Here is an 18,023-nt window from a genome sequence, read left to right as displayed (position 1 = left end):
GGAACCGTCACGTGCAACGCAAGACCGGCCGTTTCCTGGCGACCTTCCTTCCGTCGGTGCTGCTGATCGTGGCGGCGCTGGTCTTCAGCGCCGGCGTCAATCTCGGCACCTTCCGGCGGGATTGCGGCGACGCGCTGTTCTCGACCTTCGGGGTCGCCGGGCGGAAGGTGGTCACCAGCATCGAATATGCGGTGAAGTACGGCAAGACCATCGAGAATTTCTTCGGCATGGAGCGGGCGCTCAGCCAGCTGAAGACCTATCTGCCGCAGGCGGACGGGGTCGCCGTGGCGCTGCCGGACGGACAGGTGGCCTACGCCATCGGCACCTACGGCTTCAAGGACCGGATCGGCGACCGGCTGACCGGCTACGAGCAGCGCAGGACGGCCGGGGAATTCCAGCACAGCCCGTCCTTCAACTACCACGACACGGACAACCGGTCGCACAAGCTGTTCCTGCCGATCCGCGATCCCGGCGACGGGCGCTGGATCGGCACGCTGGTGATCGCGGCCGGCGACGCGGTGATCGACAATTACGTCCGCGACTTCGAACGCCACACCCTGATCTTCGTCGGCGGGCTGGGCGCCGTCGCGATCCTCCTGCTGGGCGGCCTCGCCCTTCTGCCGGCGCGCAACGCCTCCGGACGGCCCCACTCCGGACGGACGGCGCTCGCCGTCGCGGCGCTGGTGCAGATCTCGGTCGGCGTGACCGGCTATGGCGCCTTCAGCGACGCCTATCTGCGCACCGTGGAGAACACCACCGGGATCGTCGAGAACATCGTCGCGACGGACATCGCCTCGATCATCGGGCGCGGGGCGACCTACCGCTCCTTCTCGGGCATCGACGATTATTTCCGCGAGATCATCGCCATCGTTCCACACTTCAAGGGCATGTCGCTGGCCGTTCCGGAAGGAGCCGACCTGCCGGGATCGCTCGGCTCCGGCCAGCCGGCGGCCAGGGGGGATCTGGTGACCGGACGGGCGCTGGCTACCGACGCCGATCTCGTCACGCCGACCCTGCGCATCGTCATCGACAGCGATTACATCCAGCGCAACGTGCTGGAGGTCGTCGCCAACAACGTGACGATCCTGATCATCTCGCTGATGTTCATCTATGAACTGCACGCCTTCTTCAGCCGGCGGATGCGCCGGCCGATGGAGGCGAAAACCGAGGCGGAGGGGGTCGGGAGTAGTCCCGCCGCGACCGACCGCTCCCTCGCCGGCCTGCGCTTCCTCACCTTCATGCTGTATTTCGGCATGTTCCTGTCGGCGTCCTTCGTGCCCGTCATCATGCAGACCTTCGACAGCGGCCTGTTCGGGCTGGCCCCGCCCCAGGCGGCGGCGATTCCGGTGTCGGCGGAGATGCTGTGCGGCGCGCTGGCGATCCTGCTGGCGGGACGGATCAGCGCACGCCTGCCCTGGCGGACGATGACCGCCGCCGGTCTGGCGGTCGCCGCGCTGGGGGCGCTGACCTCCGGGCTGACCGGCGATCCGGTCCTGTTCGTGGTGGCGCGCGGCCTGTTGGGGGCCGGGACGATGACGGCTCTGATGGGGCTGTACCGCCTGATCGACCGTGTCCGCCGGGTCGATCCGGCCACCGGGGCCTATTCCGACCTGTTTTCCGGAATGTATGTCGGCGTCAATTGCGGTGCCGTCGTCGGCAGTCTGCTGGCGGACGAGATCGGGCCCCATGCCGTCTTCCTGATCGCCGCCGTCGTGCTGACGCTGGGCATCGCGCAGTTGCTGCTTCTGACACCCGAGCCGACGGGAGAAGCCGCCCCCGTCGCGGCCGCCGCTGCCGCGACCGCCGCTGTCGACAAGCCGGACGCCGCAGCAGCCGGGCGGCGGGTGTGGAGCGACGGGTCCTTCCTCGCCTTTCTGCTGCTGGTGTCGGTGCCGACCTCCGCCTGCAGCATGTTCCTGATCTATTATTTTCCCCTGTTCGCCAGCGGGCTGGGCAAACCGGCCTCCACGGTCGGGCAGGCTTTCCTGCTCTATGGGCTGTGCATCGTCTATCTCGGCCCGCTGCTGTCGCGCCTGATGCGGTCGAGCGGCGTCGCACCCGGCCTGCCGGTCCTGGCCTCCGGCCTCATCATGGCCGCGGGGCTGACGACCTTCGCGCTGACCGGCAGCCTGATGGGGGCGTTCCTGGCGATCCTGCTTCTCGGCCTCAGCGACAGTTTCGGCCTGACCGCGCAGCAGCGCTATCTGGAGCGGCTGCCGGTGGTTGGCACCCATGGGCTGGCCGTGCCGCAATCCTACCATCTGAACGCACGCAAGATCGGTCAGGTCATCGGTCCGATGCTGTTCAGCGCCGCTGCGGTCGCCGGCGGAGCCGGCGCGACGCTGATCGGCCTCGGGCTGGCGGCCGCGCTGCTGCTTCATCTGGCGCTGTCCTTCCTGTCCCTGCGCCGGCGCCCGGTCGTCACCGGAACGGCATGAGGGAGATCTCGACGCAGCCGCTGTGGCCGGAGACGGGATCGCACGGACCCGGCCCGGGCCGGTCGGCCCCCCGGCAGCCGCTGCGCTTCGCCCTTCTCGACGGGGCCTGGGCGCCGGCCATCGCCGCGTTGCAGGACGCGGCCATCGGCGACCGCATGTATCCGGTCAGCGCCGAGCAGATCGCCGAGATGCTCGGCCCGCGCGGCATGACGGTGGGGGTGCTCGCCACCGACCGGCTGGTCGCCTTCTTCTCCCTGCTGTTTCCCGGCCGGCATCCAGACTCGATGGGCATCGGCTTCGGACTTGCGGACGGGGAGCTGGATGCGGTGGTCCATTGGACGGCGGTGATCGTCGATCCCGCCTTCCGCGGACACCGGTTGCAGCAGCGGATGGTCGCGGCGGTGGATTGGCGGCTGTTTCCCGACAGCCCCCACGATTACGGCTTCGTCACCGTGCGTGCCGACAACCCCCCCAGCCTGCGCAGCATGTTGGCCTGCGGCTTCGCCATGGTCTGGGCCGCCCCCAAGTTCGACGGCCACATCCGGCACACCCTGTTCCGGATCACGCCGGGCGACGGGGCGATCCCCGACGGGGGGGAGATGGTGCCGCTGACCGATCTGCCCCGCCAGATGGAGCTGATGGCGCAGGGCTGGATCGGCTGGCCGCAGGGTGCCGCCGCAGACTGCGTCCGCTTTGCGCCGCCGGTCCCCGGCAGTCTGGTGGACCGCATCAGGGCGCGTCGGCGGTCCTGACGGAGCCGGGCCCACCAGTCACGCGTTGGCGTCGCTGAAGCCGAGGGCGTCGCGCAGCCGGGCGAGCATGCCGGTTCCCTGGCCGCGCTGACGGTCCTCGTCGTCCGGGCGACCGGCGTCAGTCCCGTCCGCGGAACGGGTCGATGCGATGCGGCCCAGCAGCTCGCGCAGCGACGGCTGGCCGTCCAGCGCCTGGGCCAGCACCGTCTCATCGATCTCGTAGAGCAGTGCCGGCCCCAGGGTCCGCGCCGAACTGGTCCTGGCGGTTCCATCCAGCAGGGCGCCCTCCCCGAACAGCGCGCCCGGACCGAGCCTGGACAACTCGATCTCGGTGCCGTCGACGCCGGTGGTGCTGAGCGCGACGATCCCCTCCGCAACCAGGAACAGCGAACGGCCGGCGTCCCCCTGGCGGTACAGCGGCGTGCCGGTGGCCACCCGCTGCGGCCGGGCGCCAGCCGCCAGCCGCTCGCGGGCGGCCACGTCCAGCGGCTGGAACAGCGCGGCGCCGGCGATCAGCGCCGACGCATCGGGATGGGCGTCGGCGGGGTCGGTCCCGCCTTCCACCAGCCGGATGTTGGCATGCCGCTGCGCCAGCGTCACTCCGGCGTGGCGGAGGACCGAATGGATGCTGAGCAGCACGGCATGCTCCTGCGATTGCAGAAGCGAGCGGTCGGTCAGGTCGAAGGAGATCAGGAAGCGCATCCCGAATTCGTCGATGCCGTTGAACTTCACCCAGACCAGCCCGAGATGCTTGCGCCCGTCGACGCTCTTCACCAGCCGCAGCGCGTCGGTCAGCAGATTGACGATCCGGTCCGGATCGTGGCCCAGCGTCACATGCAGCAGCATCTGGGCGATGAAGCGGTTGTTGGGGTGCGAGCAGTTCTCGATCCGCGTCCCCGCCGCAACCGCGTTCGGAATGCTGACCACCGTGTTGTTGAAGGTCTGGATCTTGGTCGACCGCCAGGAGATGTCGATCACCTGGCCGATGGGGGCGTCACCCACCTTGATCCAGTCGCCGCGGCGGAACGGCCGTTCGAGATTCAGCACCATGCCGGAGAAGATGTTGGACAGGTTGCTCTGCAGCGACAGGCCGATGATCATCGCCAGCACGCCCGATGTGGCGAGCAGGCTGGTCAGGTCCTTCTGGAAGACCTGCGCGATCACGCCGAAGATCGCCAGGATCAGGATCATCAGCGTCAGCGTGCTCTTGACCACCTGGGGGATCGCCCGCTCGCTGGTCTCCTCCAGCGGATCCCAGACGAAGCGGTGCAGGGCCAGATTGATGAACAGGGCGGGGATCAGCCACCACGCCACGTCGAAAATCGTGACCACGGCGGCCATCGCCCGTTCGGCGTCGTACCGCGCGAAACCGTCGATCAGCGCCGCTTCGGCGGCGAGCATGCCCACCCCGGTCGCCGCCGCCTCGACCAGCAGGAACAGGCGGGGGGACCGGCGGTCCGTCTGCCATGCCTCCGCGGCGCGCAGGGCCAGCAGCAGCAGGCAGGCGCCCCACACCCCGACGAGCGCCGGCATTCCGACGATCTGCCGGCGGAGCCCGCGGTCCTGCGGCTCGATCGACAGTTCGAACCGGACCGCCGGGGCGTCGCGCCCGGCGCGCCGCTCTTCCGGCCGCAGCTGGGCGCCGGGGACCGCCGCCGGAATGTCGGCGGTCAGGACAGCGTCGGTCACCGCCCAGCCGGCCCCGGCGACCTTGCGCCCGGCCAGGACGCCCGCGAGGTCGCGGTGGGCGGTGCCATCGCCCTCGTCGACGGCGAAGATCATCCGGTCGTGACCGAGATCGCGGCTGCGGAACCGCAGGCCGACCCGATGGCCGCCCGGCGGCGGATGGGCATCCTGCCACGCATCCATCAGGAAACGGCCGGCGACATGGTAGAGCCGGTATTCCTCGTCGCCGTTGCGCACCTGTTCCACCGGGGAACCCAGGACCACCGGTTCCGCGGTGTCGAGGAACTGGATATCGGTGACGGCATCGGGCGACGGGCTGTCGGGAACGATGCGATAGCGGAACCACAGGTCGGACTCGATCCGCGCCGACCGGTTAACCGGATCGATGTCGGAAATGCGGCTGACCGACATGCCGACATGGACCACCGACAGCGGCCGCATCGCACCGCCGCCATCCTTGCCCCCGTCCCTGCCATCGCCGTCGGCCGTATAGCGCAGCTGGGTCAGCGCGGTGGCCAGACCGTCGTCCAGCCTGGCGCTGGTGAACTGCCCGACGCCGAGTGCCCGTTCCGGCGTTCCGTCCTCACCGAAATAGAGCGGGCCGGTGACGCCGGGCACCGCATGCAGAACGGAGCGGATGGCGGCGAGCTGGTCCCGCACCATGCGCCGCGCCGACGCACGGGTGCTCCAGCTGGCGGCCAGCCCGGCCCGTCGCACGGCGGCGATCAGAAGCTGCCCCGCATCGTAGGCATAGAGCGCCGCCCAGTTGCCGAGCGGCCCGAACCGCGCATCGTAGGCGGCGAGCAGGCGGTTTGCCTGCTGGTTCGCGATATCCGGCAGGAAGGGGCTGATGACGAAGAGCTTCCCGGTATAAAGGCCGGGGCGGGACGATTCGCGCGGCAACTGCGACAGGCGCTTGCCGAAGGACGGGGCGCCCAGCCAGTTGGGGCCGAGGATGCGGTTGGTCACGCCCGCATCGCGAAGCGCCTGGACCAGCATGACCGCCGGTTCCTCCGTCGCCAGAAGGAGGACGACCGTCTCGGGGGACTGGGCGCGCAGAGCGCTGACGAAATCGGCCATGTCGCGGGCGAAGCCGGCCGCCGCCGGATTGACCGCCGCATCCAGCCGCAATCCGACACCGCGCTGCGGCAAGACCTCGCGCAAGGGGGCCGCCAGCCGTTCCGTGACCGGTTGCGGGGTGCGCAGCAGCGCCACCGAATCGGCAAGCAATCCCAGCTTTGCATAATCCGCCATGAAGGCGGCCTCGCGCTCGTCCGAATGGCCGATGCGGAAATACCAGGCGTTGTTCCGCGTCAGGCTGGTTTCGCTCGCCATCGGTGCCAGGGCGGGAATGCCGGCTGCTGCATAGAGGGGAGCCGCCGCCAGCGAGGTGGCGGAACTGTCATGGCCGATCACCGCCAGGATGCTGTCATCCTCCACGATCTCCGCCGCGGCCTTCCGCGCGCCGGGGGAAACGCCATGATCGTCGAACGGCACGAACTGAAGCTGCAACCCGTCGATTCCACCGGCGGCATTGACACCGTCCGCCAGAAGCCCCAGCGCCCTGACGATGTCCTGGCCGCCTTCCGACAGGTTTCCGGCATAGGCGATGCGGACGGTGCCGACATTTTCCCGCATCGCGGATCGCGACGTCAGCGACGGCAACACCAATCCTCCGGCCAGCAGTGCCGCCAACAGCAGGAGAACGGCGATCAGGCGCATCGGTAGGACAACCCCAGGACTCCACATCGACCGGCGGGCGGCGGAAAATATCCGTCCAGTAGGCCCGAGGCCCCTGCGGCGATCAAGCCCCACGCGCGACTTCGGCGCGCAAATCGGCGCGATGACCTCGAACAGTCCGGCTCTTTTCAAAAGTCTGCCGGCGGGCGGCGGAATGGCTGGAGCCAAGCCGTGTCGGACTTCAAGGGAGACCAGTTCGAGGGCGAGCGCGACGTTTCGGTCGACCACTCGCCCATTTGCCGCCGGGTGCAGAAGTCCACGCCGGAGATCGAGACGCGGCCAGGCTGGCAGTGGCGCTGCCCGCGGTCGACCATCTGGCGGGTCGACAAGCCAACACGTCACCGGTCCCGGCAGGTTATGTGGATGCGCGGGGATCGGGGGCCGTCCGGCGGGCGAGGATGCGGTCGGCTTCGACACGCCAGTCATCCGCCCTGGCGAAATCCGCCGCGTCCTTCGGACCGAAGACGCCCTGCCCGGCCAAGTCGGCCACCCAGTCCTGGCGCTCGGCTGTGCCCGCCGCCGACCAGGGCTCCAGGCCCGCTTCGCGAACCGTCCGGGCCACCTCGCGCATTTCCTCGGCGCGGCGGCGTCCATGCTGGATCACCCGCTGGAAGAAATACGCGCCGAGCTGTTCCCAATCGATCCCCGGAAAGGTCTCCTTCAGCGAAGCGATCACCGAATCCTCGACGCCATAGGCCCGCGCCGCCGTGAAGCTCTCGATGACCATGGCCTCCAGGCCCTTGATCATCACCGAACGGCACATTTTGGTGGCCGAGGCCACGCCCAAACGCTCATCGGCCACGGTGGCGGCGAAGCCCAGGCCATTCAGTGCCGGGGCCAGCCCGGCGGCATCGGGGCCGCCGAGCAGCAGCGGCACCTTGATGCGGTAAGGCGGCACGGACGTCATCACCGCCCCCTCGACGAAGCGTCCGCCCGCCGCCCTCACCAGCTCCGCCGCCCTGGACTTGGCGCCGGGCGATGCGGAGTTGACATCCAGATACCAGGTGCCGGCCCGCAACCCCGGTGCCGCGGCTTCCGCCACGGCAACCGCCTGGCTGGCGGTCACCGCCGAGATCACGAGGTCGGCCTCGGCCGCCAGCACAGCCGGATCGGCAACCAGCCTGACCTCATGGCGGCCGGCGTGCTCGACCAGAGGCTGCTCCTCCGGCTTGCCCAGCTTGATATCCGACGCCACGAGGCGGCTGGCGCCGCGCGCGCGCAGATCCTCGGCCAGGATGCGCCCGACCTCGCCATAGCCGACAAGGCCGATGGTCCAGTTCTCGATGGGGGTGTCGGGTCGGGTCATGGCGTCAGTCCACGGTTGTCGATCGGTGGCGGTATCAAGCGAGAACGGCATCAATCGATGTAGGTGAGGCCGGCCTTGGCCAGCGCCTCGCGCATCGCATACATGTCGAGGCCGAGTTCGCCGGCGCCCAGCCGCTCGCGCTTGCCCGCCTCGTTGGCCTCGCGGGTTCGTGCGGCATCGGCGACCGCCGCGGCCGCCGCCGCCGGCACCACCACGACGCCGTCATCGTCGGCCACCACCACGTCGCCCGGATTGACCGCGGCGCCGGCGCAGACCACCGGGACGTTGACGCTCCCCACCGTCGCCTTGATGGTCCCCTTGGCGCTGACGGCCCTGGAGAACACCGGGAACTCCATGGCGGTCAGATCCTTCACGTCGCGGACACCGCCGTCGATGATGAGCCCGACGGCACCACGCGCCCGGAAGGAGGTGGCGAGCAGGTCGCCGAAGAAGCCGTCGGTGCAGTCGGCGGTCACCGCCGCGACCACCACGTCGCCCGGCCGGATCTGTTCGGCCGCCACATGCATCATCCAGTTGTCGCCGGGGTGCAGCAGCACCGTCACCGCCGTGCCGCACAGGTGGGCGCCGGAGTAGATCGGGCGCATGTAGGGCTTCATCAGGCCGACGCGGCCCATGGCCTCGTGAATGGTGGCGACGCCGAAGGCGGACAGGCGCTCCACCGCGTCGCGGTCGGCCCGGTCGATGGTGCGCTTCACGATGCCCAGAGTGTTCATGGTCATGGCGGTTACAGTCCCTTGGCCTGGAGCGCCCGGTCGAGGCGCGGATAGACGCGGCGCGCATTGCCCTCGTAGACCTTGAAGCGGTCGTCGGCGGACAGGTTCAGCGTCGCTTCGATGTAGCGGCGGGTGTCGTCATAAGGGTGTCCGGTCTCCGGATCGATGCCGCGCACGGCGCCGATCATCTCGGAGGCGAACAGGATGTTGTCGACCGGGATGACCTTGGTCAGCAGGTCGATGCCCGGCTGGTGGTAGACGCAGGTGTCGAAGAAGATGTTGTTCAGCAGATGCTCGCGCAGTTGCGGCTTCTTCAGCTCCTGCGCCAGGCCGCGGAACCGGCCCCAGTGGTAGGGCACCGCACCGCCCCCGTGCGGAATGACGAACTTCAGCGTCGGGAAGTCCTTGAACAGGTCCGAGGTCAGGCACTGCATGAAGGCCGTGGTGTCGGCGTTCAGATAGTGGGCTCCGGTGGTGTGGAAGCAGGCGTTGCACGAGGTTGAGACATGGATCATCGCCGGCAGCTCGTATTCCACCATGGCCTCGTAGATCGGATACCAGTGGCGGTCGGAGAGCGGCGGCGCGGTCCAGTGACCGCCCGACGGGTCGGGGTTGAGGTTGATGGCGACGAAGCCGTAGTCCTTGACGCACCTCTCGATCTCGGGAACGCAGGTCTTCGGGTCGGCGCCCGGCGACTGCGGCAGCATGGCCGCGCCGATGAAATTGTCAGGGAAAAGCTGCGCCACCCGGTGGCACAGCTCGTTGCAGATCGCCGCCCAGCTGGACGAGGTTTGGAAGTCGCCGATGTGGTGCGCCATGAAACTCGCCCGCGGCGAGAACACCGTCAGGTCCAGCCCGCGCTCGCGCATCTTGGCGAGCTGGTTGACCTCGATGCTCTCCATCAGCTCGGCGTCGCCGATCTTCAGGTCCGATGCCTTCGGCGCCTGCGATGGGTCGGTGAGGCCGGCGATCTGCCGGGCCCGCCAGTCCTCCAGGGCCTTGGGGGCGGTGGTGTAGTGGCCGTGAATGTCGATGATCATCGGGCTGCGCTCACTTGCTCTTGTCCGGGGTGCTCTTGTCCGGGGTGCTCTTGCCCTGGGCGCTCCTGTCCCAGGCAAGGGTCCCCAGGCCCTGCTTGCCGGCCACCGAATAGAGGGCGTTCGGCGCGTTGCGGGTGGCCTGGAACTGCTCCAGCGTCTCGCCGCGCATGGCGGCGTAGATGTGCAGGTTGGACACGCCGACCACCGCGCCCAGCTTCTCCAGCATGAAGAAGATGACGCCGTAGCGGATCATCGCGTCCCAGTCGCGACGCCGCACCATGTCCCGCTCCTCCTCGCTGAGGCCGGCGGCGTCGAACGCCGCGTCCGGCTCCGCCAGGAAGCGCTCGCGGTGCGACGGGTCGATCATCCGGTGCAGGAACCTGTTCAGGCGGTACGCTCTGACGCTGACGGCGTGCGTGAAGGGGTGGACGCCGGCAAGGGTCTCGGCGCCGGCCAGCTGGTGGCCGATCCGCGCACGCTGTTCCGGCCCCTTGTCCTTGGGAAGCGGGCGGTCGCGGTTCTCATAGACCGCGGTGGCGATGCCGGTCATCGACGGCAGATAATAGGACTGATGCACCCTGGTGATGTTGGCCGACAGAGCGCCGCGCATGATCAGCCACATGATGACCTCCGCCCCTTCGAGGCCGCCCAGTTCGGCGTAGTCGGCGATGGTCAGGCGGGTCAGCGCCTCCGGGTCGTTCTCGAACAGGTCGAGGAACTGGTGGTCCCACTCCGTGTTGTTGAAGCCCGCACGGGCCCCGTGCACCTGATGCGACAGGCCGCCGGTGGCGACGATCGCGACGTTCAGATCCTCCGGGTAGCTCTCGATGGCCGTGCGCAGCGCCTGTCCCAGCTTGTGGCAGCGCCGGGCAGAGGGGATCGGGAATTGCAGCACGCCGACCGCCAGCGGCACGATCGGCACCGGCCAGCCGTCCGGCCGGTCGCACAGGACGGACAGCGGCGACAGGCAGCCATGGTCCAGCGCCTTGTCCTGGAAGAAGGACATGTCGAACTCGTCGGCCATCAGCGAGGCGCCGATGTGCTGCGCCAGGGCGGCATGGCCCTTCACCGGCGGCAGGTCGCGCGCGCCGCCGCCTTCGTCGGCAACGCCGTATTCGGTGTCGATGCCCAGCGTGAAGGCCGAGTAATGGTCGAAGAAGAAGGACGTGACGTGGTCGTTGAAGATCATGAACAGCGCGTCGGGCTTTTTCTCCGCCAGCCAGCGGCGGGCCGGTTCGAACCCCTCGAAGATCGGCGCCCAGACCGGGTCGTTGCGCTTGCCTGCGTCCACGGCGAAACCGATGGTCGGGGTATGGGAACAGGCGATGCCGCCGATGATGCGTGCCATGGGGGTCCTCCGGATGCTCTGATCTCTTGCTTTGTACGGTGGGTGTTCAGCTGCCGGCACGGGCCGGCTGCCCGCTGCGTTCGGCGCTCTCGACTTGTGCGGAGCGCAGGGACAGGCTGTTGACCATGATGGCGGCGGCCGCGAGGACAGCGGGGATGGCCAGGGCCGAGAAGATCCCGTCGAACCCCCAACCGAACCCCAGCAGCACGCCGCCGATCGAGGAGCCGAGGATGCTGCCGAGGCGGCCGACGCCCAGCATCCAGCTGACGCCGGTGGCACGGGCCAGCGTCGGGTAGCAGCCGGGCGCAAAGGCGTTGAGGCCGGTCTGCGCACCGCTCATGCAGAAGCCGACGGCGCCGACGATGACGGCCAGCCACGCCGACTGCAGTCCGCCGACACCCAGGATCACCAGGGCGGCGGCACCCAGGGCATAGGACAGGCTGATCGTCCGGTTGGGACCGAAGCGGTCCATCGCCAGCCCGACCAGCACCGCGCCGACGGTGCCGCCGAGCTGGAACATCGCAGTCACGTTGGCCGCGCGGTCGATGGTCATGCCGGCGTCCTTCATCATGGTGGGCAGCCAGCTGGTGGTCAGATAGATGACCAGCAGACCCATGAAGTAGGTGATCCACAGGGTGAAGGTGCGCAGCGCGAAGGCGCGGGTGAACAGGACGGCGATGGGCTGCTTGACCGCGACCGCCTCCTCCTTGAGCGTGAAGCGTCCATAGCCCGACAGGTCGGCGCCGGAGATGCGCGACAGCACCGCGCCGATCTTGTCCTGGGCGACGTTGCGGACCACCATGTAGCGCGCCGATTCCGGCAGCGCCACATACAGCAGCGGGAACAGCGCAAGCGGGATGGCCGCGCCGAAATACAGCACGGATTGCCAGCCGTGGATCGGCAGCAGCCAGGCGGCGGCGAAGCCGATCAGCGCCGAGCCGAAGTTGAACCCGGTGAACATCGTCGCCAGCAGGAACGACTTCGTGCGCTGCGGCACATATTCGGACAGCAGCGTCGTCGTGTTGGGCATGGCGGCACCGAGGCCGAGGCCGGTCAGGAAGCGCAGGGCCGCCATTTCCGTCGGGTTGCGGGTGAAGGCGGTCAGCAGGGTGAAGAGGCCGAAGCTCAGCACCGACGCCAGCAGCACGCGCCGGCGTCCGAACCAGTCCGAGGACGACCCGGCGAAGATGGCGCCGATCGCGAGGCCGATGGGTGCGGCCCCCATGACCATGCCGAACGCCGGGCGCGAGATGCCCCATTCCTCGATGATGGAGGGGGCGACGAAGCCCATGATCGCCACGTCCATGCCATCGGCCAGCACGATCAGAAAGCACAGGACCGTCAAAACCCACTGGCGCCTGGACATGCGGCGCTCGTCGATGAAAGAGCGTATTTCGAGAGTGGCGGACGCACTCATGATTTCCTCCCAGAACTCTGATTATGCGGCTGTGGCGGGCGGCACCAGCACATGCCCGTCGAAGAGGGGGCGCGCCGTGCGCAGCAGGGCGACCGAAGGCGCTTCGCCTTCCCCGCCGCCCGGCCTGCCACTCAGCCCGCCACTCAGCCTGATGGTGAATTCGCCGGTGGGGTGCTCCACCGAGATGTCGCGCAGGCCGGAGCCGGCAGGGCCGGCGCCGAGCGAGGCGCAGATGGTGCCTTGGTCGTCGAACGCCGTGGCGACCGACGCCGCCCCCAGGACGCCGATGGCGTCGTGGCACTTGCGGGGAATGAAGGTACGGGTGTTGAGGTGGCCGCCATCGCGCGGCGGCGACACCAGGGTCATCTTCGGCACCACCTTGCCGGCAACGTCGCCCAGGCCCATCAGGGGGCCGGCGGCGAGGCGGATGGCCTCGACCCGCGCCTTCACGTCGGCGTTGGCATCGAGCTCCGTCGGCGTCTCGTAGCCGGTGGCCCCGACATCCCCGGCACGGATCAGCACCACCGGCATGCCGTTGTCGATGCAGGTGACGCCAACGCCCTCGATCACATCGAGCCGCCGGCCGGTGGGATAAAGGGCGCCGCAGCTCGATCCGGCGATGTCGCGGAAGCGCAGTTCGATGGGGGCGCCGGAGGTCGGCACGCCGCTGATGCGGGTGTCGCCGGTGTAGGACACCCGCCCACCCGGCGTCCGGACCACCGCCTCGCACAGCCCCCCGGTGTTGACCATGCGGATGCGGACGATGGTCTCGCCGTCCCCGGCCGGCACTAACCCCTGATCGATGGCGTAGGGTCCGACGCCGGCCAGGATGTTGCCGCAGGTCGGCGCATAGTCGATGCGGTCCTCGCCGATCACGACCTGGCCGAACAGATAGTCGATGTCGGACTGATCGGCGCCGGAGGCGGAGATGATGGCGACCTTGGTGGTCAGCGGCGTGCCGCCGCCGATGCCGTCGATCTGCCGCGCATCGGGGGTCCCCATCGCCGCAAGCAGCAGGCGGTCGCGCAATTCCGGGTCGGCCGGCAAATCCCGGGCGCGAAAGAACGCGGCCTTCGAGGTGCCGCCGCGCATCCACACACAGGCGATCCTGGTGAGATCAAACGCCGTCGCAGCGCTGTGAGTCATCGATCTGCTCGAATAGGTGGGGCGATGACGGCCACTATAGTCGGACCGGCCGGCGGCACCGTTGCTACCCCCTGATCGCGCGTTCTAATTTCGTGATGCCGTGATCCTGGTGCCTTTCGCGACGAAGCGTCCCGGCTGCCGGAAGTCTTGCTTTGCAATGCAAAGAGCGGCATTGCATTGCCCAAACGCGGTTCTGCACCCGTGCCGCGTGATGGTGCATACCCTGGCCGCATCGGGCGGATTAGAATGCATGGACCATCTCGCCCCTGTATGGGCCGGCGGCGACGTGAGGACTTGCGATGACCGAGAGTGCAACAACGCCGGAAAGGCTCGAGAACAGTCTGCGCTACATCCGCGACTTCCTGTCGGTGGCGGAGACGGGATCGATTGCCCGATCATCCGAAGTGATCTTCAAGGCATCCTCCGCGATCGCCCGCGCCATCAGCGAGCTGGAGCACAGCCTCGGCGTCGGTCTGTTTGAACGCAAGCCCCGCGGCATGCTGCTCAATGCCTATGGCGAGGCCGTGCGCAACCGGGCACGCCGGATCATCGATGAAATCTCCGGCGCGGTGGAGGAGATCGCCCGCTTCGCAAAGCGCCGGCCGACGGTCGAGCGCAACGCCGTCAGCAACCTGCTGCTCAACGGCCGGGGGCTCATGCTTCTCATCAGCGTGTCGGAACTGCGCAACCTGTCGGCCGCCGCCGCCCATGTCGGCCTGTCGCAAGCCGGCGCCAGCATGGCGCTGTCACGGATGGAGAGCGCGCTGGGGCAGCCGCTCTTCCAGCGCATGATGCAGGGGATGGTCGTTACCGATGCCGGCGCGATGATCGTCTCGCGCGGCAAGCGCATCGTCGCCGAGCTGCGCCACATGCAGTCCGACGTGGCCGCCATCGCCGGCACCATGCAGGGGCGCATCGCCATCGGCGCACTGCCGCTCGGCCGGACCCACATCCTGCCGGCCGCCGTAGCGGCAGCCCTGCAACGCCACCCCAACATCCGCGTGACGACTGTCGAAAGCCCCTACGAGGCACTGGTCGCAGGCTTGCGCGATGGCGACATCGACTTCATCGTCGGTGCCCTGCGTGTCGGAGAACGCAACGCCGGCCTGATCACCGAAAGCCTGTTCGAGGACCGGCTGGGCATCATCGCGCGGGCCGGACATCCGTTGGCGGGCGCGCCGGCATCGCTGAAAGACCTGCTGCCGCAACGCTGGATCCTGCCCCGGCCGGGGGCGCCGGGACGCCGGCTGATCGACCAGTCCTTTCGCGAACTCGCCATCGAACCACCCGTTCCCTCGGTGGAAACCGGGGATCTGGCCGTGCTGCGCGGCCTGCTGAAGAACAGCGACATGCTGACGGCCATCTCGCCGCACCAGTTGCACCACGAAATCACTTCGGGCGATCTCGTCGAATTGCCCGTCGCTCTGGGAAAGACCGTCCGCCAGATCGGCATCACGTCGCGCGAGGGGGCGATGCTTTCCCCGGCGGCCCTGGCCGTGCTCGACGAGATACGATCCGCATCCCGACGCCTTCCAGAAGAGCGCAGGGTATGAACGCAGACCATCTTCAAGCGCCCCGAGCGCTATGCATCGTCTCGCTTGATCGCGCTGCCCATCCCGTTCACCCCGGTCTCGGGAGAGGGCGCGAAGCAGCCGTCACCGTGTCGGGGCACGATCGTATAGTCGCCCGGCGGGGAGTTCCGGTTTATCCGATACGCTGGACTGCCGCGATCGTGGCACCTCGCGCATTCTTGATGCGCCGCAGGCGGTGGCAAGGGCACAGGCCATGACGTACCAGGCGGGAGAAGTCGGATTTTCCGTGACGCTGATCAGCCACGTGACGATGAACTGGGCGAAGCCACCAAAGATCGATACGCCTACACTATAGACGATCGACAGGCCCGAGGCACGGACACGGGACGGAAAGCTCTCCAAAAGCAGAAGCAGACAGGCCCCCGCCCCAACCGCATTCATCGCGATCAGCAGGCTGACCACTGCCAGGGCCGCCGAAACGCTGGCGACGTGGGACAGCACCCAGAAGGCGGGATAGGTCAGCAGCGCGCTCGCCAGTGCTGTCCAGATGACGAAGGGGCGGCGGCGGCCCAGACGGTCCGACAGAAGCCCGGCAAGCGGCGCCACCACCAGCATGGTCGCCCCGGCGGCACAGCCCGTCAGAAAGGCGGTGTCGGATGGCAATCCCACCACCTTGATCAGATAGGTCGGCATATAGAAAATATTGACGTAGGTCGAGGCGGTGCCGCCCATGATCATCATCACGCCGAGCAGCAGCTTCGCCCGATGGGCGGAAAGCAGCTCCGCCAGCGCGGTCCGGCTTCCGGCACCGGGATGAGCGGTCTCCGGCAGCAGGCGGCGCAGATACAGGCCGATGGGAAGGATCAGCAGTCCGGCAAGGAACGGAAGGCGCCATCCCCAATTGCCCAGCGCGTCCGCCGGCAGCAGCGTCGAAAGCAGGTAACCGCCGAGCGCGCCCATCAGGGCCGCCGCCCCCTGGCTCGCCATCTGCCAGCCGACACGCAGGCCGCGTCCGCCGGGGTGTCCCAACTCCATCAGGACGGTCGTCGCCACGCCGATCTCGCCGCCGGCCGAAAAGCCCTGAAGCAGGCGGCCGACAACAATGATCGCCGGTGCCGCCACACCGATCTGCGCATAGGTCGGGCACAGCCCGATCATCAGGGTGCCCAGCGCCATCAGCACGATGGTCAGCACCAGCGCCGGCTTGCGCCCGACCCGGTCGGCATAGCCGCCGAGGACGATGCCGCCCAACGGCCGCACGACGAAGCCGATGCCGAAGGTCAGCAGCGCCAGCAGCAGCGGCCCGAAAGCCGACTGGACCGGAAAGAACAGCTTGCCGATGGTCAGCGCGAAGAAGCTGTAGAGTGTGAAATCGTAAAGCTCCACCGCATTGCCGATCGACAGCGCCAGGATGGTGGCGGGAGGCGACGGTGACGGTGGATCACCGGCGGCAACGTTCGGCAGTGCCATGGGCCTTCTCCATCCGCCATTCCAAGCGCGCAAAGGGGTTCATAAGAAATCGGTCATTTAGGCGTCTCAATCGAAAAGGACCTGCACATCAGGACTCACGGACGAAGAGTGCCATGTCCGTTTTTGCAACATTCACGCAAATGAAGACACGAACAATCCTGAAGACGTCCGATTTCTTTGCGGATATTTCCTTACACGCATTCCTAATACCTAGGGATGGCTTTGAAAAGTGCTTAATTCCGGTAGCCATTGTGGGCATCGGCGTTCCGCGGCGCCAACCGGCTCAACTCCGATCGACGTGATCGTTGACGCATTGACAGAGGACATGACGATGCCATCCGAAGACACCACGGCACCGGGCACCACCCGCCGCACCCTGATCGTCGGCGCCACCGTCGCCGGCGCCGCCGTCGCCACCTCCGCGGTCGTCGGCGCAGCCGATGCCGCCGCGGCCGAACGCCGCCATTCAGGAGACACTGCATCCCACGGCAAGGAAGGGAAACGGACGATGACCAGCGGCAAGACCGAAGACGGGTTCGTCACCGCCAAGGACGGCGCCTCGATCTACTACAAGGATTGGGGACCGCGCGACGCGCAGACCGTCATGTTCCATCATGGCTGGCCGCTGAGCGCCGACGACTGGGACGCCCAGATGCTGTTCTTCCTGAACAACGGCTACCGCGTCGTCGCCCATGACCGGCGCGGCCATGGCCGCTCGACCCAGACGGCGACCGGCAACGAGATGAACACCTATGCCGACGACGTGCTGGCCGTCGTCGCCGGGTTGGGGCTGAAGAACGTCTTCCATGTCGGCCACTCGACCGGCGGCGGCGAGGTCGCGCGCTATCTGGGCCGCCACGGCACAGCGCGGGCCGGCAAGGCGGCGCTGCTGGGCGCCGTCCCGCCGATCATGCTGAAGACGGAGGCCAATCCCGGCGGCCTGCCGCTGGAGGTGTTCGACGGCTTCCGCGCCGCGCTCGCCGCGAACCGCGCCCAGTTCTTCCGCGACATCCCCTCGGGCCCCTTCTACGGCTTCAATCGGGACGGCGCCAAGGTCTCGCAGGGCGTCATCGACAACTGGTGGCGGCAGGGCATGATGGGCGGGACCAAGGCCCATTACGACTGCATCAAGGCGTTTTCCGAGACCGACTTCACCGAGGATCTGAAGAAGATCGACATTCCTGTCCTGGTGATGCATGGCGACGACGACCAGATCGTGCCGATCGCCGATTCCGCGATGCTGTCGTCCAAGCTGCTGCCGAAGGGCAGCCTGAAGGTCTACAAGGGCTTCCCGCACGGCATGGCGACCACCCATGCGGAAACCATCAACGCCGACCTGCTGGCCTTCTTCAAGGCCTGACGCCATCCGGTGTCCCGCGCGGCGCCATCCTAAGCAGGTTTTCCGAATTCCGCC

The 18,023-nt window shown here is 68.1% G+C and carries 12 protein-coding genes; 4 read left to right on the top strand and 8 right to left on the bottom strand.

What is annotated here, in order from left to right:
- The first annotated feature begins 11 nt into the window (after positions 1-11).
- Both E6C72_RS16050 and E6C72_RS16045 read left to right on the top strand, forming a co-directional pair.
- On the top strand, positions 12-2,438 hold the full coding sequence (locus tag E6C72_RS16050; RefSeq protein WP_247875978.1) for an MFS transporter: 2,427 nt from the start codon (positions 12-14) through the stop codon (positions 2,436-2,438).
- Positions 2,435-3,190 carry an N-acetyltransferase gene (locus tag E6C72_RS16045; RefSeq protein WP_199228879.1) on the top strand — a complete coding sequence of 252 codons (756 nt, stop codon included), beginning with the start codon at positions 2,435-2,437 and terminating at the stop codon, positions 3,188-3,190. The genes E6C72_RS16050 and E6C72_RS16045 overlap by 4 nt, the downstream gene beginning before the upstream one ends.
- 18 nt (positions 3,191-3,208) lie before the next feature.
- Here the strand turns inward: E6C72_RS16045 and E6C72_RS16040 are convergent, their stop codons facing one another.
- The 7 genes from E6C72_RS16040 to E6C72_RS16010 form a co-directional block, all read right to left on the bottom strand.
- Positions 3,209-6,598 carry an ABC transporter substrate-binding protein gene (locus E6C72_RS16040; RefSeq protein WP_247875977.1) on the bottom strand — a complete coding sequence of 1,130 codons (3,390 nt, stop codon included), beginning with the start codon at positions 6,596-6,598 and terminating at the stop codon, positions 3,209-3,211.
- A gap of 373 nt (positions 6,599-6,971) precedes the next feature.
- The gene (locus E6C72_RS16035) at positions 6,972-7,922 is read right to left on the bottom strand and encodes a DUF1932 domain-containing protein (RefSeq protein ID WP_109443318.1); all 951 of its coding nucleotides are present in this window, start codon (positions 7,920-7,922) and stop codon (positions 6,972-6,974) included.
- A gap of 50 nt (positions 7,923-7,972) precedes the next feature.
- Positions 7,973-8,662, bottom strand: a complete 690-nt coding sequence (ligK, locus tag E6C72_RS16030; RefSeq protein ID WP_109443317.1) for a 4-carboxy-4-hydroxy-2-oxoadipate aldolase/oxaloacetate decarboxylase — start codon at positions 8,660-8,662, stop codon at positions 7,973-7,975.
- 5 nt (positions 8,663-8,667) lie between these two features.
- Positions 8,668-9,696 carry an amidohydrolase family protein gene (locus tag E6C72_RS16025; RefSeq protein ID WP_109443316.1) on the bottom strand — a complete coding sequence of 343 codons (1,029 nt, stop codon included), beginning with the start codon at positions 9,694-9,696 and terminating at the stop codon, positions 8,668-8,670.
- Positions 9,697-9,706: 10 nt separating this feature from the next.
- Positions 9,707-11,044: a gallate dioxygenase gene (locus tag E6C72_RS16020; protein WP_109443315.1), complete on the bottom strand. Its 1,338-nt coding sequence runs from the start codon at positions 11,042-11,044 to the stop codon at positions 9,707-9,709.
- A 46-nt stretch (positions 11,045-11,090) separates the two neighbouring features.
- On the bottom strand, positions 11,091-12,410 hold the full coding sequence (locus E6C72_RS16015; RefSeq protein WP_199228877.1) for an aromatic acid/H+ symport family MFS transporter: 1,320 nt from the start codon (positions 12,408-12,410) through the stop codon (positions 11,091-11,093).
- Positions 12,411-12,482: 72 nt separating this feature from the next.
- The gene (locus tag E6C72_RS16010) at positions 12,483-13,607 is read right to left on the bottom strand and encodes a 4-oxalomesaconate tautomerase (RefSeq protein WP_109443313.1); all 1,125 of its coding nucleotides are present in this window, start codon (positions 13,605-13,607) and stop codon (positions 12,483-12,485) included.
- 299 nt (positions 13,608-13,906) lie between these two features.
- Here E6C72_RS16010 and E6C72_RS16005 point away from each other — a divergent pair, with 299 nt between their 5' ends.
- Positions 13,907-15,160 carry a LysR family transcriptional regulator gene (locus tag E6C72_RS16005; RefSeq protein ID WP_109443312.1) on the top strand — a complete coding sequence of 418 codons (1,254 nt, stop codon included), beginning with the start codon at positions 13,907-13,909 and terminating at the stop codon, positions 15,158-15,160.
- A gap of 102 nt (positions 15,161-15,262) precedes the next feature.
- On the opposite strand, the gene E6C72_RS16000 is transcribed toward E6C72_RS16005, so the two are convergent.
- The gene (locus tag E6C72_RS16000) at positions 15,263-16,609 is read right to left on the bottom strand and encodes an MFS transporter (RefSeq protein ID WP_109443311.1); all 1,347 of its coding nucleotides are present in this window, start codon (positions 16,607-16,609) and stop codon (positions 15,263-15,265) included.
- 508 nt (positions 16,610-17,117) lie between these two features.
- On the opposite strand from E6C72_RS16000, the gene E6C72_RS15995 reads away from it, so the two are divergent.
- Positions 17,118-17,969, top strand: coding sequence for an alpha/beta fold hydrolase (locus tag E6C72_RS15995; RefSeq protein WP_109443347.1), 852 nt, complete (start codon positions 17,118-17,120; stop codon positions 17,967-17,969).
- Positions 17,970-18,023: the final 54 nt, after the last annotated feature.

Origin of the sequence: Azospirillum sp. TSH100 (genome assembly GCF_004923295.1) — a bacterium.
Classification (GTDB): domain Bacteria; phylum Pseudomonadota; class Alphaproteobacteria; order Azospirillales; family Azospirillaceae; genus Azospirillum.
Note: the sequence above shows the minus strand (reverse complement) of the source record. Positions and strands in the feature narration are given on the sequence as shown.

Bases quoted from the DNA above. Each gene is read 5' to 3' on its own strand.
- E6C72_RS16000 (WP_109443311.1), bottom strand. From the start codon at position 16,609: ATGGCACTGCCGAACGTTGCCGCCGGTGATCCACCGTCACCGTCGCCT.
- E6C72_RS16040 (WP_247875977.1), bottom strand. From the start codon at position 6,598: ATGCGCCTGATCGCCGTTCTCCTGCTGTTGGCGGCACTGCTGGCCGGA.
- E6C72_RS16005 (WP_109443312.1), top strand. From the start codon at position 13,907: ATGACCGAGAGTGCAACAACGCCGGAAAGGCTCGAGAACAGTCTGCGC.
- E6C72_RS16020 (WP_109443315.1), bottom strand. From the start codon at position 11,044: ATGGCACGCATCATCGGCGGCATCGCCTGTTCCCATACCCCGACCATC.
- E6C72_RS16045 (WP_199228879.1), top strand. From the start codon at position 2,435: ATGAGGGAGATCTCGACGCAGCCGCTGTGGCCGGAGACGGGATCGCAC.
- ligK (WP_109443317.1), bottom strand. From the start codon at position 8,662: ATGACCATGAACACTCTGGGCATCGTGAAGCGCACCATCGACCGGGCC.
- E6C72_RS16035 (WP_109443318.1), bottom strand. From the start codon at position 7,922: ATGACCCGACCCGACACCCCCATCGAGAACTGGACCATCGGCCTTGTC.
- E6C72_RS16025 (WP_109443316.1), bottom strand. From the start codon at position 9,696: ATGATCATCGACATTCACGGCCACTACACCACCGCCCCCAAGGCCCTG.
- E6C72_RS15995 (WP_109443347.1), top strand. From the start codon at position 17,118: ATGACCAGCGGCAAGACCGAAGACGGGTTCGTCACCGCCAAGGACGGC.
- E6C72_RS16015 (WP_199228877.1), bottom strand. From the start codon at position 12,410: ATGTCCAGGCGCCAGTGGGTTTTGACGGTCCTGTGCTTTCTGATCGTG.
- E6C72_RS16010 (WP_109443313.1), bottom strand. From the start codon at position 13,607: ATGACTCACAGCGCTGCGACGGCGTTTGATCTCACCAGGATCGCCTGT.